At 40.6% G+C, this 26,331-nt stretch carries 26 protein-coding genes and 1 riboswitch; of the genes, 12 read left to right on the top strand and 14 right to left on the bottom strand.

Annotated elements, in window-relative coordinates; genetic code table 11:
* Positions 1-255: 255 nt before the first annotated feature.
* The gene (dapF, locus tag PT278_RS03800) at positions 256-1,245 is read right to left on the bottom strand and encodes a diaminopimelate epimerase (RefSeq protein WP_277130435.1); all 990 of its coding nucleotides are present in this window, start codon (positions 1,243-1,245) and stop codon (positions 256-258) included.
* On the bottom strand, positions 1,238-2,611 hold the full coding sequence (locus PT278_RS03795) for an aspartate kinase (protein ID WP_277130434.1): 1,374 nt from the start codon (positions 2,609-2,611) through the stop codon (positions 1,238-1,240). The genes dapF and PT278_RS03795 overlap by 8 nt, the downstream gene beginning before the upstream one ends.
* Positions 2,612-2,781: 170 nt before the next feature.
* A riboswitch (Lysine riboswitch) is annotated at positions 2,782-2,958 on the top strand.
* Between the two features lie 77 nt (positions 2,959-3,035).
* Between PT278_RS03795 and lysA the strand changes: the two genes are divergently transcribed.
* From lysA to PT278_RS03760, 7 genes are read left to right on the top strand one after another with little or no spacing between them, the layout of a single operon-like run.
* Positions 3,036-4,331 (top strand): diaminopimelate decarboxylase, encoded by a 1,296-nt coding sequence (lysA, locus tag PT278_RS03790; RefSeq protein WP_277130699.1) that lies wholly within the window; start codon positions 3,036-3,038, stop codon positions 4,329-4,331.
* A gap of 18 nt (positions 4,332-4,349) precedes the next feature.
* A complete protein-coding gene (gene dapD, locus PT278_RS03785; RefSeq protein WP_277130432.1) occupies positions 4,350-5,057 on the top strand; it encodes a 2,3,4,5-tetrahydropyridine-2,6-dicarboxylate N-acetyltransferase in 708 nt (235 codons plus the stop codon).
* A 4-nt stretch (positions 5,058-5,061) separates the two neighbouring features.
* Positions 5,062-6,216, top strand: coding sequence for an N-acetyldiaminopimelate deacetylase (locus tag PT278_RS03780; RefSeq protein WP_277130431.1), 1,155 nt, complete (start codon positions 5,062-5,064; stop codon positions 6,214-6,216).
* A 15-nt stretch (positions 6,217-6,231) separates the two neighbouring features.
* Entirely contained in the window at positions 6,232-7,149 is a 918-nt protein-coding gene (dapA, locus tag PT278_RS03775; RefSeq protein ID WP_277130429.1) for a 4-hydroxy-tetrahydrodipicolinate synthase, read from the top strand.
* A 2-nt stretch (positions 7,150-7,151) separates the two neighbouring features.
* Positions 7,152-7,919, top strand: a complete 768-nt coding sequence (dapB, locus tag PT278_RS03770; protein ID WP_277130427.1) for a 4-hydroxy-tetrahydrodipicolinate reductase — start codon at positions 7,152-7,154, stop codon at positions 7,917-7,919.
* A gap of 18 nt (positions 7,920-7,937) precedes the next feature.
* Positions 7,938-9,116: an aminotransferase class I/II-fold pyridoxal phosphate-dependent enzyme gene (locus PT278_RS03765; protein ID WP_277130425.1), complete on the top strand. Its 1,179-nt coding sequence runs from the start codon at positions 7,938-7,940 to the stop codon at positions 9,114-9,116.
* 12 nt (positions 9,117-9,128) lie between these two features.
* Complete coding sequence (locus PT278_RS03760) at positions 9,129-10,178, top strand: aspartate-semialdehyde dehydrogenase (RefSeq protein WP_277130424.1); 1,050 nt, start codon at positions 9,129-9,131, stop codon at positions 10,176-10,178.
* 46 nt (positions 10,179-10,224) lie between these two features.
* On the opposite strand, the gene PT278_RS03755 is transcribed toward PT278_RS03760, so the two are convergent.
* Positions 10,225-10,596, bottom strand: a complete 372-nt coding sequence (locus PT278_RS03755) for a hypothetical protein (RefSeq protein WP_277130422.1) — start codon at positions 10,594-10,596, stop codon at positions 10,225-10,227.
* 17 nt (positions 10,597-10,613) lie between these two features.
* Positions 10,614-11,807, bottom strand: a complete 1,194-nt coding sequence (locus PT278_RS03750) for an LCP family protein (RefSeq protein WP_277130420.1) — start codon at positions 11,805-11,807, stop codon at positions 10,614-10,616.
* Positions 11,808-11,965: 158 nt separating this feature from the next.
* On the opposite strand from PT278_RS03750, the gene pepF reads away from it, so the two are divergent.
* From pepF to PT278_RS03725, 5 genes are all read left to right on the top strand, one after another.
* The gene (gene pepF, locus PT278_RS03745; protein WP_277130418.1) at positions 11,966-13,774 is read left to right on the top strand and encodes an oligoendopeptidase F; all 1,809 of its coding nucleotides are present in this window, start codon (positions 11,966-11,968) and stop codon (positions 13,772-13,774) included.
* Between the two features lie 319 nt (positions 13,775-14,093).
* Positions 14,094-15,065: an ABC transporter substrate-binding protein gene (locus tag PT278_RS03740; RefSeq protein WP_277130417.1), complete on the top strand. Its 972-nt coding sequence runs from the start codon at positions 14,094-14,096 to the stop codon at positions 15,063-15,065.
* 29 nt (positions 15,066-15,094) lie between these two features.
* Positions 15,095-16,000, top strand: coding sequence for an ABC transporter permease (locus PT278_RS03735; RefSeq protein ID WP_277130415.1), 906 nt, complete (start codon positions 15,095-15,097; stop codon positions 15,998-16,000).
* A complete protein-coding gene (locus PT278_RS03730) occupies positions 15,978-16,781 on the top strand; it encodes an ABC transporter ATP-binding protein (protein ID WP_277130413.1) in 804 nt (267 codons plus the stop codon). The genes PT278_RS03735 and PT278_RS03730 overlap by 23 nt, the downstream gene beginning before the upstream one ends.
* Positions 16,782-16,966: 185 nt before the next feature.
* A complete protein-coding gene (locus tag PT278_RS03725) occupies positions 16,967-17,407 on the top strand; it encodes a VanZ family protein (RefSeq protein ID WP_277130411.1) in 441 nt (146 codons plus the stop codon).
* A 1-nt stretch (position 17,408) separates the two neighbouring features.
* Here PT278_RS03725 and PT278_RS03720 read toward each other — a convergent pair whose 3' ends face one another.
* The 10 genes from PT278_RS03720 to PT278_RS03675 form a co-directional block, all read right to left on the bottom strand.
* Positions 17,409-18,821, bottom strand: a complete 1,413-nt coding sequence (locus tag PT278_RS03720) for a flippase (RefSeq protein WP_277130410.1) — start codon at positions 18,819-18,821, stop codon at positions 17,409-17,411.
* A gap of 10 nt (positions 18,822-18,831) precedes the next feature.
* A complete protein-coding gene (locus PT278_RS03715; RefSeq protein WP_277130408.1) occupies positions 18,832-19,935 on the bottom strand; it encodes a polysaccharide polymerase in 1,104 nt (367 codons plus the stop codon).
* Between the two features lie 36 nt (positions 19,936-19,971).
* Entirely contained in the window at positions 19,972-20,709 is a 738-nt protein-coding gene (locus PT278_RS03710; protein WP_277130407.1) for a glycosyltransferase, read from the bottom strand.
* Positions 20,710-20,720: 11 nt separating this feature from the next.
* Positions 20,721-21,206, bottom strand: coding sequence for a glycosyltransferase (locus tag PT278_RS03705; protein WP_277130405.1), 486 nt, complete (start codon positions 21,204-21,206; stop codon positions 20,721-20,723).
* Entirely contained in the window at positions 21,206-21,655 is a 450-nt protein-coding gene (pssD, locus tag PT278_RS03700) for a PssD/Cps14F family polysaccharide biosynthesis glycosyltransferase (RefSeq protein ID WP_277130403.1), read from the bottom strand. Before pssD ends, PT278_RS03705 begins: the two co-directional genes overlap by 1 nt.
* An 18-nt stretch (positions 21,656-21,673) precedes the next feature.
* The gene (locus PT278_RS03695) at positions 21,674-22,333 is read right to left on the bottom strand and encodes a sugar transferase (protein ID WP_277130401.1); all 660 of its coding nucleotides are present in this window, start codon (positions 22,331-22,333) and stop codon (positions 21,674-21,676) included.
* 163 nt (positions 22,334-22,496) lie between these two features.
* Complete coding sequence (locus PT278_RS03690; protein WP_277130399.1) at positions 22,497-23,192, bottom strand: CpsD/CapB family tyrosine-protein kinase; 696 nt, start codon at positions 23,190-23,192, stop codon at positions 22,497-22,499.
* Between the two features lie 22 nt (positions 23,193-23,214).
* Positions 23,215-23,937 (bottom strand): Wzz/FepE/Etk N-terminal domain-containing protein, encoded by a 723-nt coding sequence (locus PT278_RS03685; protein ID WP_277130398.1) that lies wholly within the window; start codon positions 23,935-23,937, stop codon positions 23,215-23,217.
* 305 nt (positions 23,938-24,242) lie between these two features.
* Positions 24,243-25,079, bottom strand: a complete 837-nt coding sequence (locus PT278_RS03680; RefSeq protein WP_277130397.1) for a hypothetical protein — start codon at positions 25,077-25,079, stop codon at positions 24,243-24,245.
* A 97-nt stretch (positions 25,080-25,176) separates the two neighbouring features.
* On the bottom strand, positions 25,177-26,325 hold the full coding sequence (locus tag PT278_RS03675) for an ArgE/DapE family deacylase (RefSeq protein WP_277130395.1): 1,149 nt from the start codon (positions 26,323-26,325) through the stop codon (positions 25,177-25,179).
* Between the last annotated feature and the right edge of the window lie 6 nt (positions 26,326-26,331).

Raw genomic sequence — 26,331 nt, 5'->3', positions numbered from 1 at the left:
TGCAATCAAGACACTGATAATCATAGATTTAGTCACCTGCTAGATTAAACACCTAGCAGGATTGAGCAAATATATGCTCTATTCATTAAATCACTTACAGAAAACGTGCTAGGCTTTTAGCCTAGCATATTTTCTTTTGAAATCTTTTAATTAAATAAATTACTAAACTAATAAATCCCCAATTATAAACTTGATTGTAATTGCGGATTTTTGTCTGCCTAAAAAGCACTCACAACAAAAATTCGCTAAAGTCTTTTACATATTTTTGAAAGTAGACACAAATTTCAAGTATGCTTCCTGTTCGTCAGTTTCAACTACACTAATCTGTTGCTGGTCAAATTCTCCCTCATGTAAGCATTCCTCAGGAAGGTATATATGGTGAGTAACCGTTGCATTACCAATTAGTTCAACCCAGTAATTATCAGTATCCGCGTGAATTTTTGTCTTGACCAAGCCGCCCGGATTATAAACTGTTAGCAATTCATCCGCAGCTACCTGCTTGGGATAGGTCAAGTGTCCTGCCAAGCTGGTCGCCGACATTCCCGTTCCACAAGCGTTGGTAAAACCGACACCGCGTTCGTATGTTTCCACAAATAATTTGTTAGGAGCTAAAATTTGCGCAAAACTAACATTCACCCCATCGGGAAAATATTGATTGGGATGATTTAGTTCCTGACCCAACTGCCCCAAAATTTCATGAGCTTCATGAATATCTGACACAAAACTAATTAAGTGTGGATTAGGTACTGCTAACGCTGTAAATTTTAAACGATCAGAAAAAGCCGGAATGGATTGATTAATAATTTTGCTGAAAGCTAAATTATGCCAGCCGACATCATCTGCCGCAAACGAAACCGGCGCAATCTCAACACTAAAAGCCGGTACACCAGAAGCCAAATCCGGATATTGCTGCACACGTAAATTCGCAGCAGCCGTCTGCACCAAAAACTCACGCTGATGAAATTTGCCAGTTAAATATCGTGCAACCGTGCGCAAGCCATTGCCGCACATCAATGCCTGTGAACCGTCCTTGTTAAAAATGCGCATTTGCGCGATAGCTGCTGGCGTGGTCGCCGGTTCAACCACTAATAAGCCATCGCTGCCGCCAAGCAGCCCTGTTTGCTCATCCGTCAATTTAATTGCCAAATTCTGTAATTCTGCAGTTGTCAGCGGCTTAACTAATTTAGTTTGGTCTAGCAAAAAGAAGCTGTTTTGCGAGCCATGAACTTTTTCTATATTAATCATTTATTTTTGCTCCTTGTGTGAAAAAATTGTTGTAGATTTGTCTAACCGCTGCTGGAGCATCCTTGCGTTTAGTTCCCAGCATAATTGAAATCCGTGAGGCACCCTGATTAATCATGTGAACACCAATGTTTTGTGCCGCCAGCGGTTCAATAATTTTGGCCATTACGCCAACTTTATTGCGCATTCCTTCGCCGACTACCATGATAATCGCATAATCATCAATCCACTCTAAGCTATCCGGCTGCAGCTGCGTCCTAATTTCTTGGCACATCTTTTCGCGAACGCCAGCGGTAAACTGCCGATCATCAAAAATCACGGTCAGGTCATCAATCCCTGACGGCATATGTTCGTAAGAAATATGGTACTTATAAAAAATCTGCAGCAGCTTCAGGGTAAAGCCAACCTCTTTGTTTAACAAATAACGGTGTAAGTACAGTGCTGAGAAGTGCGTTGCAGTTGCCACTCCCGTAATTACGTTCAGCGCATGAAAATCCTTTGCTGGAACAATCATTGTCCCTTTAAGATTAGGGTGATTGGTATTTTTGACATTAATCGGCACGCTACCAGCTATCGCCGGCAAAATTGCTTCATCGTGAAAAACTGAAAACCCGGCATATGACAACTCCCGCATTTCTCGATAAGTCATTTTGCTGATTGCCTTTGGGTGCCTGACAATTGCTGGATTAGCCGAATAAATCGCATCAACATCAGTAAAGTTCTCATACACCCGCGCATGAAAGCCGCGAGCTAAAACAGCACCGGTAATATCCGAACCCCCACGCGAAAATGTGGCGATTTGCCCCTTCTTTGTTAGGCCATAAAAGCCTGGCACAACCAAATAGCCGATCGGCAGATGATATTTAGCCAAATTGTCATAAGTTTCCGGCACAATCATGGCATCTTGTGGATTAGCCGTTACTTCAATACCTAATTCGCCGCTACCTGCAAAATAGGCATTTAAGTTTAATTGTTGCAATATTAACGTTAATAGGTGTGCATTTAATATTTCACCATGCGCCTTAAATTCTGCTAATAAATAATTATTATTTAGATATTCTTTTTTTGGTAAATTGAGCAAAATTTGCTTTAATACCGCCATTTTTTCAGTTGACACAGAAAAATAACTGCCGATTTCCTCATAACGCTGCCAAATCTGCTGCTGAATAGCAGTCAAACTCTGATTAGCAATAGTTTTATGTGCATAATCGATTAACAAATCCGTGATTTTACAATCAGTTTCATCCCGCTTACCAGGAGCTGAAGTCACAATGATTTTGCGCTCTGGATCCGTTGTAATAATTTTAATAATTTTTTCAAAATGTGGGCCGTCTGCTAATGAACTGCCACCAAACTTAACTACTTTCATTTTGGGTCAAATCCTTTTTGTAAAAAATCTAGTCTGTCTTTTCGCGAGTTTAGGTGCAATTCTAGCATTTATTTTTTTATCTGCAAGGAAAATATTTTTTTCAGCTTGCAAAGCATTTTAATTTTTAAATTAAAATCATTGACATTATTCTCAAAAAAATATAATATTTATGCAATCGAAGAGGTTGCAGTGACCATCAGTAAATTAGTCGAGTTTTGCTAAAACTATGACGCTAATTAAAAGGGGAAGCTGCCGAAGCGTTAATTCACAAGCAGGAATTAACAGCTGGGCCATGGCCAAATAAGTCATGGACTGTCGTAGAAAATCTACGGAGCGCTTCCGACAATTTGATACCAGATATTAATTCGGTTCTTTTGTTTCAGCGCAAACAAAAGAACCTTTTTTGTTAGCTAATTTTGGAGGAATCAACTTGGTTACCGTTAATTCACAAGGACATTTATCAATTGGTGGTTGCGATGCAATCGATCTCGCTAGCGATTTCGGTACACCACTGTACGTTTACGATGTCAGCCTAATTAGGCAGCAATTACAACAATTTCATAAAGCATTCAAAAAAGCCGGCGTTAAATACGCAATTAGTTATGCCAGTAAGGCTTTTTCAATTAGGGCCATCGACCAAGTTATTGCCCAAGAAGACGGTCACTTAGACGTTGTTTCGGCTGGTGAATTAATGACTGCTGTTGAGGCTAATTTCCCAATGGAAAACGTCAGCTTTCATGGCAACAACAAGTCACTTGCGGAATTGCAGTTAGCCCTCGACAATCATGTTGGCACGATTATCGTTGACAATTTTTACGAATTGGAATTATTAAACAAACTGCTGCCTGAGCAGAAGCAGCCGGTCAATATCATGCTGCGAATCGCGCCCGGTATTTCAGCGCATACCCACCGCTACATTCAAACTGGCCAAGTTGACAGTAAATTCGGCTTTGATGTTCAGTCAGGTCAAGCAGAACAGGCACTGCAGTTAGTCTTACAAAATCCCAAACTGAACTTACGCGGTTACCACGCTCATATCGGTTCGCAGATTATGGCAGTCGCAGGCTTTACCGCCCTAGTTCAAAAAATGGTACAACTTGCAGCCATGTGGCAGAAAAAATACCATTATCAGCCGCAAGTTTTAAATTTTGGCGGTGGTTTTGGCATTAAATACACCAATCAGGACCAGCCTTTAACACCACAAGAATTTATTAACAGTATGGTGCAAACACTAAGAAAAGAAATTGCCCAGACTAATTTAACGCTGCCAGAAGTTTGGATCGAACCCGGTCGCTCCATTGTTGGCGAAGCCGGCTACAGCCTCTATACAATCGGCGCCCGCAAAAAGATTCCCGGTATTCGCACTTACGTTAGCGTCGATGGCGGCATGGGCGATAATATCCGTCCTGCCCTTTACCAGGCTGAATACCAGGCAGTCTTAGCTGCTAATCCCCAAGCAAGGCCAGTCGAAACCGTGACAATTGCCGGCCGCTATTGTGAATCCGGCGACATCTTAGCAAAAGACCAACAACTGCCTTTAAGCGCGCCTGGTGATATTTTAGCAATTTTGGCAACAGGAGCTTACGGCTACTCGATGGCTTCCAATTACAACCGCGTCGGTCGCCCCGCCGTTGTTTTCGCCGAAAACGGTCACGCCAAATTAGTCGTTAAACGTGAGACGCTTGCCGATTTAACCAGATTAGACCTGAATTATCTTTAAGTAACACGAGGAGAAGCCATGAAGCAAACTGCACAAGAAATTATTAATTTTATTAGCAATGCCCCTAAAAAGACACCCGTTAAGGTTTATTTACAGGGCAATTTGGCAAGTCTAGCTGTCCCTGAAAATGTTGAGGCATTTTTAGATGACAAAATCGGAATTCTGTTCGGTAATTGGACAGATGTTCAGCCATTTTTAACCAAAAACAAAGCACAAATCACCCACTACCATGTTGAAAATGATGCGCGCAACTCCGCCGTGCCGCTACTTGACTATACGCAACTTGATGCCCGTATTGAACCCGGTGCGATTATTCGCGACCACGTCAAAATCGGCAAGCAGGCCGTGATTATGATGGGCGCTGTAATTAATATCGGCGCAGAAATCGGTGCCGGCACCATGATTGACATGGGAACCGTGATTGGCGGCCGGGCAATTATTGGTCAAAACGTACACGTTGGTGCTAATGCCGTTGTGGCAGGAGTAATTGAGCCGGTTTCAGCTAAACCCGTCAGAATTGGCGACAACGTCTTAATTGGTGCAGGTGCCGCAATTTTAGAAGGCGTTGAGGTTGGCGAAGGTGCAGTAATTGGTGCTGGTGCAGTTGTGACAAAAGACGTTGCGCCTAAGACAGTTGTTGCCGGCGTCCCAGCCAAAGTAATCAAGCAGGTTGATACCAAGACCAAAAGTAAAACTGGCCTAGAAGCCAGTTTGCGAAAGCTGTGATGACATGACTGAATTTACCGAACAGGAGTTAGTCAGAATTAGACACCAGCTCCACCAAGTTCCCGAGCTGGCATTAAAAGAAACGGCAACCCAAAAATTCTTACTGCAACTAATTAATGAATTGCCACAAGAATTTTTAACGATTAAAACTTGTCCCGCACTACCAACGGCAATTATGGTGCACGTCAGAGGGAAAAATGCTGATAAGACAATCGGTTATCGTGCAGACATTGACGGTCTGCCTGTTACCGAACAAAATAACCTTCCGTACCAATCGCAGCATCCCGGTGTCATGCATGCCTGCGGTCATGATTTGCACATGACGATTGCTCTTGGCGCTTTAAGCTACTTTGCCACCCAGCAGCCGCAAGACAATCTAGTCTTCTTCTTCCAGCCAGCCGAGGAAAGTGAAAGTGGCGCCAAAATCGCTTATGACCAGCAGCTGTTTACCGGTAAATTAGCCCTAGACGAAATTTACGCATTGCACGATACCCCACAATTACCAGTAGGAACAATTGGAACTAGGCAGGGTACCTTGTTTGCGGGAACAACCGAAGTCAACGTTGACTTTACCGGTCAAGATGGTCACGCTGCCTACCCGCAAAATGCCAATGACATGATTGTTGCCGCCGCGCAATTTATCACGCAAGTGCAAACCATTATTTCGCGCAGTATTGACCCACTAAAGGCTGGTGTCATTACTTTGGGCAAAATGACTGCTGGCAGTGTCCGTAATGCCATTGCCGGTAATGCCCATATCGAAGGCACGATTCGTGGTTTAACTCAGGAAATGATTGTTTTAATTAAGCAGCGCTTGCGTGAGGTTGCCGCCGGCATAGCCACAAGTTATGGCGCGGATATCAAGATTAACTTTAACCAAGGCGGTTATTTTCCAGTTGAAAATGACCCAAGCTTAACCGCAGATTTGATTAATTATCTTAAACAAGCGCCCCAAGTCAACTTTGTCGAAACAGAACCGGCAATGACTGGCGAGGATTTTGGTTATTTAACTAATCATATCCCGGGGGCAATGTTCTGGTTAGGTGTCGGTGAACATGGCTCCCTGCACTCAGCAAGTTTTAACCCTGATGAGCGAGCAATCCCAATTGGCGTGCAAGCCGTAACTGGCTTTTTAAAAAGACGAATGCAGCACAATTAATAGAAAGGATTAACAATGTTATTACAAGATGCAGAAATTTTAACAGCTATCGTCACCCCGTTTAACGATGATGACACGATTAATTATTCAGGGCTTGAGGAACTGGTCAATTACTTATTAGACCACGGCAGCCAAGGCTTCGTTATTGGCGGCACCACTGGTGAAGTCGCTACCTTATCTAATGAAGAAAAGTTAGAACTTTACCAAAAATTTGTTGAAATCACAGGCAATCGCGTGCCCGTAATCGTTGGTACTGGCTCTAACAACACGCAAGCTACGATTGAACTAAGCAGACAAGTCAGTCAGATAAAAGGACTGGCGGCACAATTAGTGGTCGTTCCCTACTACAACAAGCCTAATCAGCGAGGGATGATTGCCCACTTTACCGCAGTTGCAGCACATTCAACGCTGCCAATTATTATCTACAACATCCCCGGACGTACCGGTGTCACAATGAGCAACGCTACCATTTTGGAATTAGCGAAAAATCCCCAAATCATTGGTGTTAAGCAATGCACTACTGTTGAAGACTTGGAATACTTGGTTGAACATGCACCCGATGACTTTTTGGTTTTCAGCGGTGAAGATGCACAAAGCTTGGCGGCCAAAACAGTTGGTGCCCAAGGAATAATTTCCGTTGCTTCTCACCTCTACGGTGACCAAATGAAACAAATGTACCAAGCGCTAGCTGCCGGTAACATTGCCGAAGCTGGAGCTTGGCAACGTAAATTAACACCTAAGATGGCAGCCTTGTTCATGTTTCCATCACCATCCGGCGTTAAAGCTGCACTAAATGCCCAAGGCTTCCATACTGGCGGCTGCCGCTTGCCAATCGCTAACTTAAATGACGATGAACAAAAGCAACTCGCCCGCGCATTCGGAATGCCAAACGATGATTTAAGTCAACCGATCAGATTACAGTTAGGAGATTAAGCATGATTAAAGTTTTAATTGCTGGCTTCAATGGGGCAATGGGACAGCGAGCTGTCAAGCTAGTGCAAAAATTGCCAAACTATCAACTAGCAGCAGTCCTATCGCCTCACCTAAATAGCCTTGATCCAAGTGACTATCATTTAGACCAAAGTACTGCAGTTTTTACCAAGCTGGCAGATATTACTGGGCAATACGACATCTGGCTTGACTTCACCACTCCCAGTGCCGTTTACGCCAATACCAAGTTCGCAATTGAGCACCAGATTAGACCCGTTATTGGCACCTCAGGATTAACTGATAGCCAAACTACCGAGCTGCAGACTTTGGCAGGGAAGCTCAAAGTTGGCGGCATTATTGCCCCCAACTTCGGCCTGTCAGCAGTCTTATTAATGAAGTTTGCCAAAATGGCAGCGGCATATTTTCCCAATGCAGAAATTATTGAAATGCACCATGCCGACAAAAAAGACGCACCATCAGGAACAGCGATCAAAACTGCCCAAGAAATTGCCCAAAATCGGGATCCGCAAACAACCGATGACTTTAACGACAACCCCGCACGCGGCGGCGATTATTACGGCGTGCCTATTCACGCGGTCCGCTTACCCGGTTACGTTGCTCACGAGCAAGTTTTGTTTGGCGGCGCAGGAGAAGCTTTAACTATCAGACAGGACTCATTTGACCGCAATTCATTCATGTCTGGTGTTGAACTCGCCCTAAAGCAAGTTCTACAGCTCGATGAACTGATTGTTGGTCTTGAAAACTTAATTTAACCTGAAGGAGTATATTTTATGCCAGAACTAGCTGCTAACTTAGAAGCAATTGCCAATCAGCGTTTACTAACCACAACACCATCAGCCATTCGTAAATTTGACCAAGAGATTTCTGGGATTCCCGGAATTATTAAATTAACTGTGGGCGAACCTGACCTAGACACACCAGAACATGTCAAACAAGCCGCGATTGCCAGCATCAACAATAATGAATCGCATTACGGTAGACAAATGGGCGATCTTAGACTAGCTCGCGCAATTAGTGAATATCTAAAACGCAAACAGAATTTAACCTATGACCCTGAAACAGAAGTGACTGTCACCGTTGGAGCTACTGAAGCCATTGCGACCACGATTGTTTCGCTCTTTAACGCCGGCGATGAAGTCATCGTTCCCACACCCACTTTCGCGCTTTACTTTTCACTGCTGCACCTATTTGGCGTTAAGGCAGTTACTATCAATACAGCTGAAGATGATTTTTTATTGCAGCCAGAGAAATTAGCGCAAACTCTAGCAGCACATCCTAATGCCAAGGGCATCATCCTGAATTATCCCAACAATCCAACTGGACGTGAATATCCCGAGAGTTTAATCAAAAAATTGGCCGCTATTTTAGAAAAACACCAGCTATACGTTATTTCCGATGAAATTTATAGCGAACTAATTTATGATGCCAAGCATTATTCCATTGCGCGCTGTCTCCCTAAGCAAACAATCTTAATCAGCGGCTTGTCCAAGTCTCACGCCATGACCGGTTACCGTGTCGGCTACATCGCCGCTCCGCAAAAAGTAACTAAACTGCTGACTACGACGCACGGACTGTTAGTAACTGCCGTCCCCAATATGACGCAAGCTGCTGCCGCCGAAGCATTATCAGTAAACGGCGATTCCGATCCGCAAAACGCCAGCAAAATTTACGCTGAACGCAAAGACCTGATTAGCACTGGTCTAAGTCAACTAGGTCTTGAGATTATCCCGCCAGAAGGTGCATTTTACTTATTCGTCAAAATTCCCGCTGAATATGGCACTGACGATATAAAGTTTGCGTACGACCTAGCACAAAAAGCCCGCGTCGGTTGTATTCCCGGCAGTGCCTTCGGCGATGGTGGAATTGGCTATGTTCGCTTTTCTTACGCAGCCAATCCCGAAAAGATTCGCAAAGCACTCACAAGAATAGCCGAGTTTTTAAATAATTAAGGAAGTAATAATATGAATGGTTATAACGTTGCAATCTTAGGAGCTACCGGCGCTGTCGGCAGCCGCTTAATTAGTCAATTGGCGCAGTCGAATATTCCCGTTAAAAACTTAAAACTGCTCGCTTCTGCCAGATCAGCTGGTAAAGTCCTAAAATTCAAAAATGAACCCTTAACAGTCGAAGAAACGACGCCGGATTCATTTAAAAACGTCGATTTAGTTTTGGCATCTGCTGGCGGCAACGTCTCCCAAAAGTTTCTTCCCATTGCCGTTCAAAGTGGTGCCGTCTGTGTCGACAACACCAGCGCCTTTCGTATGGACCCTGATGTCCCGCTCGTAATTCCAGAAGTTAATCGCGAAGCGCTAAAAAGACACCACGGGATTATTGCTAACCCCAATTGTTCAACTATCCAAATGGTAATTGCCTTGGCACCAATTTATCATGCTTTTGGCCTGAAACAAGTTATCGTCTCAACCTACCAGGCGGTTTCCGGTGCCGGTCAAGCTGCCTGGAACGAAATGCTGCATCAAGCGCAGCAGCGCCTAAATAATGAAGCAATGACGGCTAAGATTACGCCAGTTAAAGGTGAACCACACCACTATCCATTAGCCTTCAACCTCCTGCCGCAAATTGACGTTTTTGAAGATAACGGCTACACTCACGAGGAATGGAAGATGATCCACGAGACCAAAAAGATTTTACTGGACGACATGGATAGTCCCGACATCAAGGTCACCGCAACCTGTGTCAGAGTCCCAGTGGAACTTGGCCATGGCGAGTCAGTTTACATTGAAGTTGCTGATAAAAAAGCAACAGTTGCAGGTTTACGACAGCAATTAACCAGAATGCCAGGAATTATTGTTCAAGACGATCCAGCAGAGCAGCTCTACCCGCAGCCGCTCACTGCTGCGGGCAAGCGCGAAACTTTTGTCGGTCGTTTGCGTGCCGATGAAGAAAATCCCGGTGCCTTCAATTTGTGGATTGTTTCCGACAATTTGCTTAAAGGCGCAGCTTGGAACACCGTTGAAATCGCCGAATGCTTGGTCGAAGATGGTTTAATTTAACTAAAAAAGCAATACCTGATTTTGAATCAGATATTGCTTTTTTCTATTATAGTCCTGCCTGTTTACGTTCCTGCTCATACTTTTGCAGTGCCTGCAGAACCTGCGGCCAATAACGTTTAGGCAAAATTAATTGTAATTTGTCTTGATAAACCGGAAAATCGCTAGCCTTCATTCCCGTAATCCGGGCCAGATCTTGGTCGGACAAGTGATATTCTCTGGTAATCCGCTTAATCTCAACAGATGCATGCCCGCGAAACCACGACCAGACAAAAAAGACTAAAGCAAAGCCGCCCGCAGTTAACCCCGCATTGGATACCGTCCAGCCAAAGCTGCGCAGGCAGACAAAAAAGGCAGCAATAAAGGCAATCAATGCCGAAATTAAGCCATAAATAACTGGAAAAAGTGATTTTTTATGCATTTTGCCCTCCTAAAAAGCTAATTACCAAAAATATTATTATTGCTGCTATTTGAATTTGAATCGTCAGCCGGATCGTCATTATTAGTATCATTAGAAACAACCGAGGAATAAATCTGATAATTAGTGAAAGCATTGGGATCCTTCCACTTAATACTATTTCGTTCTTCGTTTAACTTATTAAGCCGTGTCTCATCATTATCTAAAGTCTCCGTTTCAAGACCCAAATTAGTCCGCAATTGATCCGAAGTTTTTTGCAAAATAGCAGTTGGGGCAACCTGAATTGATGAGCCATTAATCCAGGCATCATGGCCTTGGATATAGCCGCTCTCCAGATTGTCCATGCAGCCGCGATAGTTCATTGCTAAAGCAAGCATATCATTGAAAGTTAAATTGGTTTTGACATATTTAGTAAAGATCTTAACCAGCTTACGGTAATTAGTAAGCGTATTAACTGACATTGCCTTGTGGACAACTGCCGTAATTACCTGCCGCTGACGCATCTGCCGGCCATAATCGCCGCGAGGATCATCGTGGCGCATCCGAACATAAGCAACTGCATGCCGGCCATTTAAATGTTGCTTTCCTTTATGAAAATCGCACCAGTCATACGAGAACTTAAATGGTACGTTGACATCAACACCGCCGACGGCGTCTACCAAGTTCTTCAGTGCCTTCATATTAACTTCGATGTAATAATTAATCGGCACATTAACGAGCGCCGAAACAGTCTTCATTGATGCACTACTGCCGCCGACACCATAAGCCGAATTAATTCGGAACATATTATATTTATCGCCTGGGTCACCCAAGATATTAACCAAAGTATCACGAGGAATCGAAGTCATCGTCGCTTTATTCTTATCAGGATTAGCCGTCGCTAAAATTAAGGTATCAGAATTTCCCTTGTCATGACGGCCTTCAATTCCCTGGTCAACGCCAAGAATTAAAACCGATATCGGCTGTTTATTAGCAATTCGCGCGGAAGTTGCAGTGTTACCATCTTGACCGTCAATTGCGCTATGCAGGCTAAAATACATGTGTGCTGCCCAAGCTAAACCGCAGCTAACACACAGAACCGCAACAATCCCCACAATGCGCAAAAACGCATTTCCTTTTAAAGCAGCGGCCGGAGCCGCGAAGGCATGATTGCGATGAAGATTTAAAGAAGAGCGGTGGTGATAGTCTTCTCTTCGTTTAGAGTTTGGATTCATTCCTTTATCTATTCCCTTCCAATAACTGTCCAATGTATTTGTAACACTTTTAAACTTGAATTAAAATATTATCAAATATAATTAATAATATCTTATTTTTTGCTTTTTAGCATAATCATTATTAACATTAATTAGATACACAAAAGGAGAATTTTTTAATGACAATTCCAAAAAGAACCGCCGTTGACGAAGAATTAAAATGGGACTTAACCCGCGTTTTTAAATCTGATACTGACTGGGAACACGAATATACAACAGCCAAAACAAAAATACAAACTTTAAGCAAATTGCAGGCGAATTTTACCAGCTCAGGACACGACTTATATGATGGCCTAACCGAGATCTTAACAGTTGGCCGTAAATTGGAAAAACTCTACGCCTATGCGACATTGTCCAGCGATGTTGACACGAGCAATGCCCACTATTTAGGTTATGTTGCCCAAGTTCAAGCCTTAGCCAGTCAATTTGATGCCGCAACTTCTTTTATTAATCCCGCAATTTTGGGAATTTCTGAAGCAAAACTAAGCCAATTCAAAGAAGAAGAACCGCGACTTAAAAATTACGACCACTGGCTCGACCAGATTACCCAAATGCGGCCGCACACCTTGTCAGCTGCAGAAGAAAAACTAGTAGCCGATGCCGGCGATGCCATGAGTACTTCCGAAAACACCTTCAACGTTCTCACCAATTCCGATATGGAATACGGCTACGTCCAAAATGATGATGGCGACATGGTGCAGCTTTCTGATGGTTTGTATTCTTTATTAATTCAATCGCAAAATCGCGACGTGCGCCAAGATGCTTTTGATTCAATGTATGCTACTTACGGTCAATTCGAAAATTCGCTGGCTTCAACACTTTCTGGTGTCGTCAAGGAACATAATTACAATGCCAAAGTACATAATTATGATTCTGCACGCAGTGCCGCTTTACATGAAAATGGCGTCCCAACCGTAGTCTATGACACTTTAATTAAAGAAGTTGATGCCCACCTTGACCTGCTTCACCGCTATGTTGGTTTACGCCAAAAAATTCTTGGTTTAGACGATTTGCAAATGTGGGACATGTACGTGCCATTAACTGGTAAGCCGCTAATGTCCTACACCTTTGATGAAGCCAAACAAGAAGCCAAAAAGGCTTTGGCCCCATTAGGTGCTGACTACTTAAAGCACGTTGACTATATTTTCAATAACCGCGTTATCGATGTCGTTGAATCACAAAATAAAGCTACCGGAGCATATTCTGGCGGCTCTTACGATACTGACCCCTATGAATTGCTCAATTGGGAAGACAATATCGATTCACTTTACACACTGGTTCATGAAACTGGGCACTCCGTCCACAGTATGTACACGCGCGAAACTCAGCCTTACGTGTACGGTGATTATCCTATCTTTGTCGCTGAAATCGCGTCAACAACTAACGAAAATATTCTAACAGAATACTTCTTGGATCATGTCACTGACCCCAAAACCCGCGCCTTTGTCTTAAACTACTATCTCGATTCCTTCAAAGGGACACTCTTTAGACAAACTCAATTTGCGGAATTTGAACAGTTTATCCACGAGCAAGATGCTCAGGGTGAGCCATTAACTGCTGACAGACTTAATAGTTTCTACGGTGATTTAAACCAGCGCTACTACGGCAATAGTGTTGAACCTGGCGGCGACATTGCTAAAGAATGGGCACGGATTCCCCACTTCTACTATAACTTTTATGTTTACCAATACGCCACCGGCTTTGCGGCGGCAACTGCCCTAGCTAATAATATTGTCCATGGAACTGATAGCCAGCGTGAAGCTTATCTTGGTTATCTGAAGTCCGGTTCCAGTGACTATCCTGTAGAAATCATGAAGCGCGCCGGCGTTGATATGACCAAACCTGATTACTTAGAAGATGCTTTTAACACCTTTAGTAAACGATTAGATGAATTCGAGCAAATTGTCGCAAACAACTTTACAAAGTAATTTATTAATTTAATTGACTTTGTTTTTTAAGTATTTTATAATTTACACATTAAGAGTTGGAGGTAATTCTGATGAATACAATAGCATGTCGCGGATTACAATTGAATACTCGTTTTTACTTTAGCTATTTTAGATAATGTTTGAGTTCATCTAGGTGAATTCAAACGGAACGCAAGTTTGAATTTATCTATGATGGCTAAAGCAGTTTTGTTGCAATTAGTCACATACTTCTAAGTGGCTAATCACAACAATTATTTGAAGATGATTTTGAGATACCCACTTAGAAATAAGTGAGTATTTTTTTATGGAGGAAATCACAATGAATCATCGTCTCAAGAAATTAATTACTGGTGTTAGTCTAGCAGGTCTACTATTACTCGGCGGCTGCAGTCAAAACAAAACTAGCAAAACAGCCGTTAAGCATGTCGGGGTCTTGCAGGTTGTCCAGCACCCATCCCTTGATGATGCTTATAAAGGCTTCAAAGAAGGGTTAAAAGATGGTGGTTACGTCGAAGGCAAAAACCTAAAAATTGATTACCAAAATGCCCAAAACAGTCAGGATAATCTGAAGAGTATGAGTGATAAATTAATTAATGAAAAATCTGATTTACTATTGGGTATTGCCACTCCAGCTGCGCAGAGTTTAGCTAACGCCACAAACAAAATCCCAACTGTTGTTACTGCCGTTACCGACCTTAAGGCCGCAAAACTTGTTAATTCCGAAACTAAACCAGGAAGAAACGTTACGGGAACCACCGATATGGTCTCAATTGACAAGCAAATCAAATTACTGCTGTCCATTGTCCCGAAGGCTAAGACGATCGGAATTATGTACAATGCTGGTGAAGCCAATTCTAAAATTCAGGCTGACCTAGCAATTGCCGCACTTAAGAAGGCCGGCGTTAAGGTTATTGTCAAAACAGCCAATTCAACCAACGATGTGCAACAAGTTACAGAAACATTAGCAGATAAAGTTCAAGGAATATACGTTCCAACAGACAACACTTTCGCTTCAGCTTCTTCACTAATTGGTAAAGTCGTTAAGGAAAAGAAGATTCCATTAGTTGCTGGTTCAACTGACCAAATCAAAGATGGCGGCTTAGCCTCAATCGGAATCGACTACGAAGCCCTTGGCAGACAAACCGGTAAAATGGCCGCTAAAATTTTATCAGGCAAAGCTAAACCAGAAAACATGCCTGTTGAAAAAGCAAACAATCTAAAATTAGTCGTTAATAAGAAGATGGCTAAGGCATTGGGGATCAATCCTAACTCAATTAAAGCACCTAAATAATTAAACTAGATAAGGAATAATAATTTATAATGAATACTTTTGGAGATTTACTTATTTCAGCCACGTCCCAAGGTCTGCTCTGGTCACTGATGGCAATTGGTGTTTACTTGACATTCCGAGTTTTAGACCTAGCTGACATGACGGCTGAAGGCAGCTTCCCGCTTGGCGGGGCAATTACTACCATGTGCTTAATTCAGGGCGTTAATCCAATTCTCGCCACAATTGCCGCATTTGGCGGCGGCATGGTCGCCGGATTAATCACGGGCGTCTTGAACACTAAGTTAAAGATTCCCGACTTACTCGCTGGGATTGTTACCATGACCGGCTTATATTCAATTACTTCTCGTGTAATGAAAAATGCCGCCAATGTCTCCTTATTAGGCAAAGATACAATCTTTACTCTTGCCCAAAACTGGGGCCTGTCACGCACCAATGCGGTAATTGTAATGGGCGCGATTATTGCTTTATTAGTAATTATTATCTTAATTGCCTTTTTTAGAACTGAGATTGGTTTAGCTATGCGGGCAACTGGTGACAATCCAGAAATGAGTGCAGCTAATGGTATTAAAACCCAAAGCATGAAAATTTGCGGTTACATGATTTCTAACGGTTGTATCGCTCTTTCCGGTGCCCTGCTCGCGCAAAATAACGGCTTCGCTGACCTTAACTCCGGTGTTGGGACGCTGGTTGTTGGTCTTGCCTCAATTATTATTGCAGAAGTGCTGGTTCATAATTTGGGGATTGCCGCGCGTCTACTAACACTGGTCTTAGGTGCGATTATTTACCGGATAATTCTGGCATTAGTCTTCCAGATGAATGTTCAACCTTCGGATGCTAAATTAGCTTCAGCTTTGGTCTTAATCATCTGCCTTGCCCTACCTAACTTTCACTTACACAAGAGAGGAACTAAGAATGTCTCACGTACTAAAAATTAAAAATCTCCACCAAACTTTTGAACAGGGCACAGTTAATGAAAATCGCGTCTTGCGCGGCATTGACCTCGAATTAAACGCAGGCGACTTTGTCACAATTATCGGCAGTAATGGGGCCGGCAAATCGACTTTGCTCAACAGTATTGCTGGAACCTTGCCAATTCAAGAAGGGCAGATTATCCTAAACGGCGAAGATATTACCAAGCTGTCAGTTACCAAAAGAGCCAAAAACATCAGTCGGGTCTTTCAGGACCCCAAAATGGGGACCGCTGTTCGCTTAACTGTTGAAGAAAACCTTGCCCTTGCAATGAAGCGCGGACAGCATCGAACTTTTCGTGCTGGTGTTAAAGGTCAAGACCGTGAATTTTTTAAAAAGCAGCTTGCCCAACTTGACCTAAACCTAGAAAATCGCTTAAATGCCGAAATTGGCCTACTCTCTGGGGGCCAGCGCCAAGCAATTACCTTATTAATGGCCACCCTCAAACGCCCCGACTTAATCCTACTTGACGAACACACTGCTGCTCTTGACCCTCAGACTTCAATCACGGTTATGCAATTAACCGAAAAATTAATCAACGAACAAGAATTAACTGCCTTCATGGTTACGCACAATATGGAAGATGCAATCCGTTACGGCAATCGATTAATTATGCTTCATCAAGGTAAAATCGCACTCGACCTTGCTGGTGAAGAAAAGAAAAAGATGACTGTCCCTAAGTTAATGGATCTTTTCCAGCAGCACGTTGGCACTGAATTAAAAGACGATGCGGTTTTACTTGCCTAAAGTAAACATTCAATTACAAATAATACTTGCAGGTTATGCAAAAAAATAATATAACTATTAAAGGAAACAAAAAAGTTTCTCACATCAAGAAAACGACTTCTGCTTAAGAAGTCGTTTTTAGTTTATAAACAAAACTATTACGATTAAAATTTTACAATCAATAATCTCTTTAAAGGATCAAATTTATGAAAAAGCACTTCCATACAGCCGCTTGGCTGCTATTACTTATCTTGATCGCTGCAGTAGGATACCTATGTTTCTCCCCCAGCCTACCTGTCAATTTGCCCGCTGGTAATCAGCAAATTTCCTATATTATGGTTGGTCAGGCTCCCATAGCCTACGTTCCCTTTCAAGAAATTGGTCAACTAGGATTTTGGTTAAATATTTTAATGACTATTCCCTTAGGGATAATTATTGCAGCAATAACAAAATACCGGTGGCAATTAAAGCTAATCACGATTACCGGTATTGCAATTGGCTGCTTCATTGAAGTAACTCAGTTTATTTTGGATAACCTATCACTTGCAGCCCGCTGGGTTGACATCAATGACGTGATCGCTAATGGCTTAGGCTTCATTATGGGCTACTTGCTAATTAGAGCTATTGCAAAATTGTTTTCTAAATAAGCTAATTAACCAACTTTTTAAAAACTGTTAAGATTGAAGCTTTTAGAACAAATAATACTGCTAAATAAACAACAAATCCCACCATAACTTCGACTATTAACATTGACCAACTAGTAGCAACCACGCGGTCAAGCCACAGAACACATACGTACATAATTAAGCCTGCAAATAAATACTTATCAAACTCATGGAATAATTCACGAAAGTTCACTTGTCTTCGAATTACCCAAAGTTGATAACCAGTTATTGCCGCTTCCGAAATAACTGTTGTTAGTGCAGCACCAACTGCACCATTTAAGATAATAAAAATAATATTGCCCAGTACGTTGACAACTGCCCCTAAAATAACCGAAATAGTATAGTTTCTATTTTGATTAGTTGGCAACAAATACTGGTTACCAAGCACGTTACTCCAAGCAATCGGCAAGACTACAAAAGATTCAACCATCATAATTGGAATTACGTCAGTAAATTGGACCGTTAAAAATAACGGAATAAGTTTATGTGCAATTACTAACAATCCAAAGGTCATTGGCACTGAAATTGCAGAAACAAACGAAAAACTTTTATACAGATATTCTTTTGTTTTACGATAATTTCTATTGGCAAAGGCATTGGCAACGTGCGGCAGCATCACTGTTCCCGTTGCTGTGACTATTCCTAACAGCATCTTCACAATCTTGTCTGACTGATCAAAATAACCTGCTGCTTGAACGCTCTTTAACGATCCCAGCATAGTTTTATTCAATACCCAGTATATCTGTGAAGCCACTTGCGGAATAAATAAAGCTAGTGCTGGTTTAAGGTGGCGCAAAATAGCTAACGACCTAAAGTCAGGGTGACCAACGTACTTTTTTAAACTCGGAAACATTGTCAAGTTGCCAATTAATAGTGAAACCGATGAAATCAGGATATATTTGACCAAATCTGCAGGAGATTTAACAAAAATAAAGATACTAATAACCGTTAGTATCTTTACAATAAAGTTTCTGATAACAGTTACAGAAAAATTTTCCACACCCATAAAAAGCCATGAAATATCAAGAGCAGAGGCAACCAGCGAAAATGATTGTGCCCAATAATAGATGTGATATTGCTTAATGCATGACAAAAAAATCAGAAATAGTAAAAACGATAAAATACTTGTACCAATTTTTAAAAATAAAATTTCATAAAAAGTTTGTGTGACTAACTTATGGTTATCGCGAACAAAAGCGATTTGCCGTTCAGCGTATAAATTAATGCCAATACTACCTAGCAGAATAAAGTATTGCATTGTCGCAGTAGTAAAGGAACTAATTCCTACACCTCGAGGCCCAACAACTTGCGCAATATACGGCGTAGTAACTAAAGGTACAAGTACAATAAAAATCTGGTAAATAATATTATATAAATAGTTTTTAACGACTTTCATGTATCGGCCTTTAACTTAGTTCGGGTTGCACTTGCACATCTTTACCCTGCCACGCACTAGATGCTAGCAATATTGCAACAGGTATAAACAGTTCAAAGTGCTGCAGGGAAGTTTCAGTGAAGCCAAGCAGGACGTACATGGTGAAGATCAGTATATCTTTAATCCGCATTTTTTTAATTTGCCACCCCATCATCACCAAAATATATAGTAATTGCACTGTAAAAATTATTCCTTTTGCAAGTAATGCCTGCAAATAACCATTATCAAACATTGCCGATTCTAGCTGTGGGGTTTTTAACAGATGGATACCATACATTGAATAAAATTGTTTGTACAGGGCTAACCTGCCTGACAGCATATTATTCAATAGTGGCGAATATTGGTAAAACAAAGTACACAAAGAAAGCACAAAGAGTGCAATCGGTATTAGGCAAACTAATTTTGAAACAGTCGCATTAACTCTCAGATAGATTTTATTCCCCAATATAAATGCGATCAGACAATAAAGCAAAATAACATAAGTTGAAGTTCTAGACTGCGTCTGCGTATAAATAATGTAGGTCAGAATACCAACAGCCAAGTTAGCCACACGTTCAAATTTTGCTCGTTTAATAGCACAGAAATCCAGCACCACTGCCAGCCATAATTGCATCGCTACGTTAGGATGAGTAAAGCCCAAAGATTTTCTAAAAACATAACCATTGCCGCGCCACATTTCAAAGTTATTTGCACCCCGACCGGTTAATAAATTAGCTAATACTATTAGACCAAATGATACCCCCGAGATAATTGCCAACCACTTCAATATTTTGTTGGAATCAATACCAACTGTCGTATGCAGTACATAAATAAAGGTAATCATCAATGTACCCGAAATCATATACATCGCGCCATTTATTAGACAAATAAACAGTGACAACAAAAATAGAAAAATAAAAGAATAACTAAATTTATTATTTGAAAATAGAATTGCGAGCATTACCAGCATACTCACAACTGCTTGAATCGCACTTGAAAGTGAATTAGAAATTAGCCCTGCCCCACTTAGAATTGCCATCATCGAAACAATAACAGACATCATGATAATTAATTTAGTTACAGTAGTTACTTTCAAACGTAAATCCCCATCATCAATTATATAGCCGCAAAATCACTTGATTAACCGTTTAATTTTGTTATACGTACCATAACCCAATAGAAAATCAATATAATGCTTCAGATACTTCTTCATCACTAGCACCTTACCATTCCTATTCTTTTCATCTTTCCAAGAAGCAGCATAATGGTGGATTGAAATTGTATTCGGCTTAATCGTTAATTTTCCCTGCCAAAAATTTACAGGACAAAAATATGAACTTGGATAGATAACTACATTATCAATCTTTTGCTTAGTTCCGTTAAATTTAAATCCTCTTTTTGCCAGCAAGTGTGTTGTTATATCCGTACAAATCATTTGGTTAAACGTGCCGTCATGATTAATAAAATGCAGCTTCTGATACTCATTAAGATTAGCCCAGATAAGTTTATTACCCTTGACGGCGCCAAAACCCCCACCAGTATTAATTGTCAGCCGATCTTCACAGCCAAAATAAGCTTCCGCAGCCAGAACCGAATCTAAACTCTTAATTAGCTCAACATCAGTATCCAAATAAATGCCACCATGATGATAGATTATGTCTAACCTTGCGACATCTGAGACAAAAGCCCATTTTTGTTTTTCATAGGCTTCCCTTGTAAAATCGTACTTATTAACATCAAAATTACTTTCATCCCACCGCACAATCGCATAATCTGGGCAATATTTTTGCCAGGAACTTATGCAGCGCTGAACTTCGGATGGCAGAGGTGCCTTACCAAACCAGCAGTAATTAATAACTTTGGGTATCATTTGCGTATTCCTCAAAATAATTGCCTCACCAAAGTTTCCAAATTCTGATTGAACTTTTGATTATTACTATGAAACTTAGGCTGCTTATTATCTTTTTCAGCACGAATTGCTTCAGCCAAATCTTCAATATTAGTAATAACTTTAATGGGAAAACCGCGCTTTTGTAAGTCAGTACAAAAGATTAATTGATGATTATTAACATGTTCGTTGAATTTTTCCTGACGCGGAACCACAATTGGCGTCTTCCCCTGTCTAATGACTTCAATAAAAGACGATGGACCGCCATGAGTAATAATTACCGAAGCCTGGTTAATTAGCGCCTGCATTTTGGCCGGTGAAATGAATTTTTCATACCGGCAATTTTGGGGCAAATAAGTACTATAGCCAATCTGAATAAATACTTCATCCGTAATTTTATTCTGGGCCTTTAGTTGGTCGACTTTCTTGATTAAGCGGTTAAATGGTTGTTCGTGCGTCCCGACAGTTACAAAAATCATCAAAAAATACTTCCTAAATTTTTTGCCTTAGGATAGACCTGCTTCATTTCTTCCCACTGAACAATAAATAAGTCAGTGACAGGATAAACAAGTCTTCCCGTTAATGTCGGCTTGTTTATTCTGTCAAATACTTCAATATAAACAGTCTTCATTCCCAATAGCTTGCCAACATAAAAGAACGGAACGGCAACCGCTGCACCAGAAGAAATTATCAAATTTGGTCGTTCTTTTTTAAGAATTTTAATTGCCAAAAAAGTATTCCTAATTAAATTTTTCAAATTCCGATTAGTTGGAAAATAACACGGATACATTTTTTCCTTAGCCAATAAATTTACTGCATCTTTTTTGGGAAAAGTCACCCAAAAACGGTCCTTATCCCGCCAAAATTTTTCAAGCAGATATAAATGAGTTAAGTGCCCACCACTAGAGCCAACCAAACAAACTTTCATTAGTAATTCCTTTTTTATCTAATAGGTTGTATTAGGAAAGCAAACAACAACGACAGTTTTTAGCAAAATTTGCATATCTAGCCAAAGATTAGCTTTATTGATGTAGATAATATCTATTTGGACCATTTCATAAAAACTAACCGCATTTCTTTCTGTCACTTGCCACAAACCTGTACAGCCTGGCTTAACTACCAGTCTTTGCATATCAAAATTTGTATACTCAGTTAGTTCACGCTCTAATGGTGGCCTAGGGCCAACTAGAGTCATGTCCCCTTTTAATACATTCCAGAGCTGTGGCAATTCATCTAAACTATGCTTCCTAATTATTCTTCCCACTTTAGTCACGCGCGGATCATTCTTCATTTTAAACATTGCCCCAGCAACTTCATTTTTATGAAGCAAACCATTAAATTGTGCATCCGCATCGACCACCATTGACCTAAATTTATACATTCTAAATTTACGGCCGTTTTTGCCAATTCGAATTTGAGAATAAAAAATTGGCCCAGGTGAACTCTTATCTAATTTAATCGCAACAGCAATTACCAGAAAAAGTGGACTTAAAATTATTAGCGCCAGCAGACTTAACGCAATATCAAAACGTCTTTTTAAAAAAAGATACATATTCCGTCCATTAATCATATTTTGATCTAGCAAAATTTTATTTTTAAGTTCCATTGGCCCTCTTCCTTACTACAACAAATTTAAAATCTCTTGGATTTTCTAATATTGCTCAATCTTTTATTGAGTAGTTCGGAATTTTCTGAAAAATTTCGGATTACATGTTAGCTGAGTAATTACCGCCATCATTTATCGCTGCTTCATTCAGAAATCATTTACATTACGACCTGTTTTTTGGCACCACATCATTTAGTACGTAGCCTAATAAATTAGCCTTAGCGATTTGCAAAAGTTCCACAGACTTCTTAACAGCAACCTTTTGCGCTTGACCTTGACGAACAACCAACACAACACCATCCACTTTTGGAGAAATAACTCGAGTATCAGCTACTGTGAGTACTGGCGGAACATCCAAAACTAGCAAGTCATAATGATTTCTAAAATAAGCAAGCAATTTTTCCATTCGTCTTGATCCTAAAAGTGCCGCTGGATTAGGTGGGATAGGGCCATTAGTAATTATTGCTAAATTATTAATTGGACTCTGATGTACTACCAAATCAAAACTTGCATCACTTGCTAAAATTGTTGACAAACCGTGGCGGCTATCGTGTAAGCCAAATGCGCTTTGAATTGTTGGCTGACGCAAATCCGCATCAATAAATAAAACTTTTCGCCCTTGCTTGGCCCAAGCAACTGCTAAATTCGCGGAAACAGTCGACTTCCCTTCATTAGCTTGCGAAGAAGTAATTAGAATTGTTTTCAATTCATGATTAACCGCCGAAAAATTTATATTTGTTAGAATCGTTCGAAATTGTTCAGAAACAATATTTTTCGAATCAGTGTCAGCAATTAGCTTGATTCCTTTTTTGCTACTTGTAGTAGATTTTTTGCTTTTTTTGCGATGAAACATCTTCATAAATATCCTTGCTAATTAAAACTCACCGATGCCGCTTATAATTCTGAACTGGCTGGATTCTAAAAATATGACCCAAGTTCGGCAACCCAAGTTCAGTCGTTAAAAACTCGTCACCCTTAACAGCCGTATCGGTTATTTCTTTGATAAAGGCATAGCTCAAACCGATTAACAATCCAACACCCGCACCAATTAATAACATTACTGAGGTTTTGGGAAATGTTTTTTGCTTTACCGGTAAGGCTTTAGAAACAATCATCACGTTGTCAATGCTCATTATTTTACTGATTTTACTTTTAAACACACTGGCAATCTCGTTAGCAATCGTCGCTGCTTCATCTGGATCATGACTTTTTACGTTTAAAGCAAAGATCTGTGAATTTTGATTGCTGGTAATTGAAATATCTTTTCGAAGCTGCTTAACACTGACATAATAGGGTTTTATGGTATCACTTGGATTAGCCAAATTTTGACTGGCAGCTTTTAAGACCACTTGATTAGTAATAATATCTTTATACGTATTAATCATTTGCACATCAGCTTGCTGGCCCTGATAGATGCCATTAAGGTCAGAGCCAACTTTCTTTTGGTTGACCAATATTTGTGTAGTTGCCGTATATTGCGGCGCGATGACAAATTTTCCTATGCCTATTGCAGCAGCTAAACAAACTACAAAACTAGTTATAATAAAAATTATATGTTTGCGAATTATTCCAAGTATTTGATAAAAATTCAAATAGTCTTCCATACTATTCCCCAAGTCTCAAAAAGTTAATCTGCCTAATTCCAAGCTATTGAAATTTTATATTTAGGGCAAAAAAATAAATCCTCTATATTACTAATAAAGAGGATTAACCAAAAATTCTAAATAATATTTAAGCTAGCAAGTAAAATTTAATAGCTTTTGACTAATTCATCGGCAAGCATATCATTATTGGTAACATATATACATAGCTAGTTATAATGTATAACTATCCATGAATAATGTCAAATCATATTTGCCATAGCAATTGTAAACGTGTGCAAGTTTCGAATACTATATATTAATATAATTTATTTATTAATTTTAGCTTCAACGTAACGAGTAAAAAGCCACAGATCAACTGCCATCACAATCGCGTCATAAAATAAAAAGAGCCAAAAATCTCCAATTATGCCGACTTTGGGTACTATCATTTCCATATCTTGGTAAGAACTGCCAGTCAAAAAATGACTGATATTGGCAACTACATCCCACCAAATGTTATAACTAATCACCAATAACCAGCTAACTAGAATAATCATTACTAACCGCACCAGCCAAGTGATAATCCGGTGCGACTTACCAAACCAAAAGTCAATCACAGCATGACTGCTAAAATTCAAACAGCTGACTGTCAGATAAATTGCTAATCCAATAAGCAATAATAACAGCGCCGCTAATAGTAACTGCCCACATTTTAACAAGGTTAAGTGCGTGACCCAATAGCCAAAAGCTGCTATCTGCTGCCTGGTATATTCATCAACTGGATAAAGCAGCACTAGCATTGATGCCAATTCAATACCCAATAAAAAATCAAGATAAATAAACGCAATACCAGAAGAAATCGTATTAGTTAAATATAATTGGTCATCATGTAGTGGGATTAACCGCCACGTCTGGTCATGATTAAATTTTTCATTTTGCCAACAAGTAATTCCAAGATAAATTAAATTTGCTAATAAACCAAACAAAATAAAGATAATTTGCAAATCATAGGTATATGATTCCCACCGGTTTGCCTGCAGCGTCGTAAAGATCATTATTAATGAACAAACGACTGTAGCCAATAATTGTATGCCAAATACGCGATAAGTTAAGCGTGTTTTTTGTCTAAATAAGACTTTAAATAGCCGCCAACATTTTTTCATCAGATTTTTCACCTCAATTAATTTTAACACTATATACTGCTTAACTTTCAAGGATAATAAAAGGACCAAAATCAATCATGACCTTGGTCCTTTATTGTTATTTTGCATATTCCTGCCAGAACTTCCAAGCCAAATCTTGGTAAAGCTTGCAGCCAGCTAAATAATTACTTACTGGTGTATACTCATTAGGTTCGTGGGCAACATCCCCCGGCGCTGGTCCCATAATTACAATTGGAAAGTCGCCAGCAGCCCGGATATATTCCGACGCATCAGTTGCACCCGTATCGGCGACAAAATCACCACCATAAGTCATCGTTTCCTTAATGACAGCTTGCGTTAACTTGGCGAGCTTGGTGTGCTTCTGGTTAGGCAGCGGTACTTCTGGGAAACTATAACGAATTGTCAGTTCTGCTCCCTGCTGGTTCAACTCAGCCACAATTTCTTCAAGTTCCTTGTAAATTTGGTCATTCGGATAAAGCGGCGTTGTTCTGATATTGCCCGAAAGCCAAGCACTATCTGGAACCGAATTAATTTGACTGCCGCCCTGAATTTGACTAATCACATGTGTCAATGGTCCTAAGACTGGGTCTACTTGATCGTGACTATCCATCTTGGCTTGCGTTTTTTGAGCAAAAGCAACCAGCGGCATAATGGCATTTTTACCCTTTTCCGGTGTTGACGAATGAACTGTTACACCTTTGGCAGTCACATAATAATCAATAACACCCTTGTGCGTCACCACAATGTCACAGTTAGATGCTTCGCCGATAATTAACCCATCAAGGTCGTCGGCGTAACCTTCTTTAGTTAGTTGGGCTGCACCATATTCGCCTGTTTCCTCACCAACTGAGGCTAATAAACGAATCCGTCCCGGCAATTCTTGACCACTTTCTAGTAAATCAAGCATCGAAACAACCATTGCAGCTAATCCTGACTTCATGTCACTAGCACCGCGGCCATATAAGTTGCCATCTTTAATAGTTGCGGTAAACGGTGGCGTTTGCCAATTATCTAAACTACCTGCGGAAACCACATCTTCATGACCAGAAAAGCCTAATAGTGGTCCCTGTGTCCCCATGTCAATGACCAAATTATCACGATCTTCGGCATAAGTAACCCGCGTGATCTTTACTGGATAATCTTTGAACAACTTAACTAGGTAATCAGCCACTGCCGTTTCGTGATCGTTGGCCGATTCAATACTGATTAAGTCAGATAATATCTTAAGTGCTTTTTTGTCTTCCATTATATA

Origin of the sequence: Lactobacillus sp. ESL0703, assembly GCF_029433435.1 — a bacterium.
In the GTDB taxonomy this organism is placed as follows: domain Bacteria; phylum Bacillota; class Bacilli; order Lactobacillales; family Lactobacillaceae; genus Lactobacillus.
Note: the sequence above shows the minus strand (reverse complement) of the source record. Positions and strands in the feature narration are given on the sequence as shown.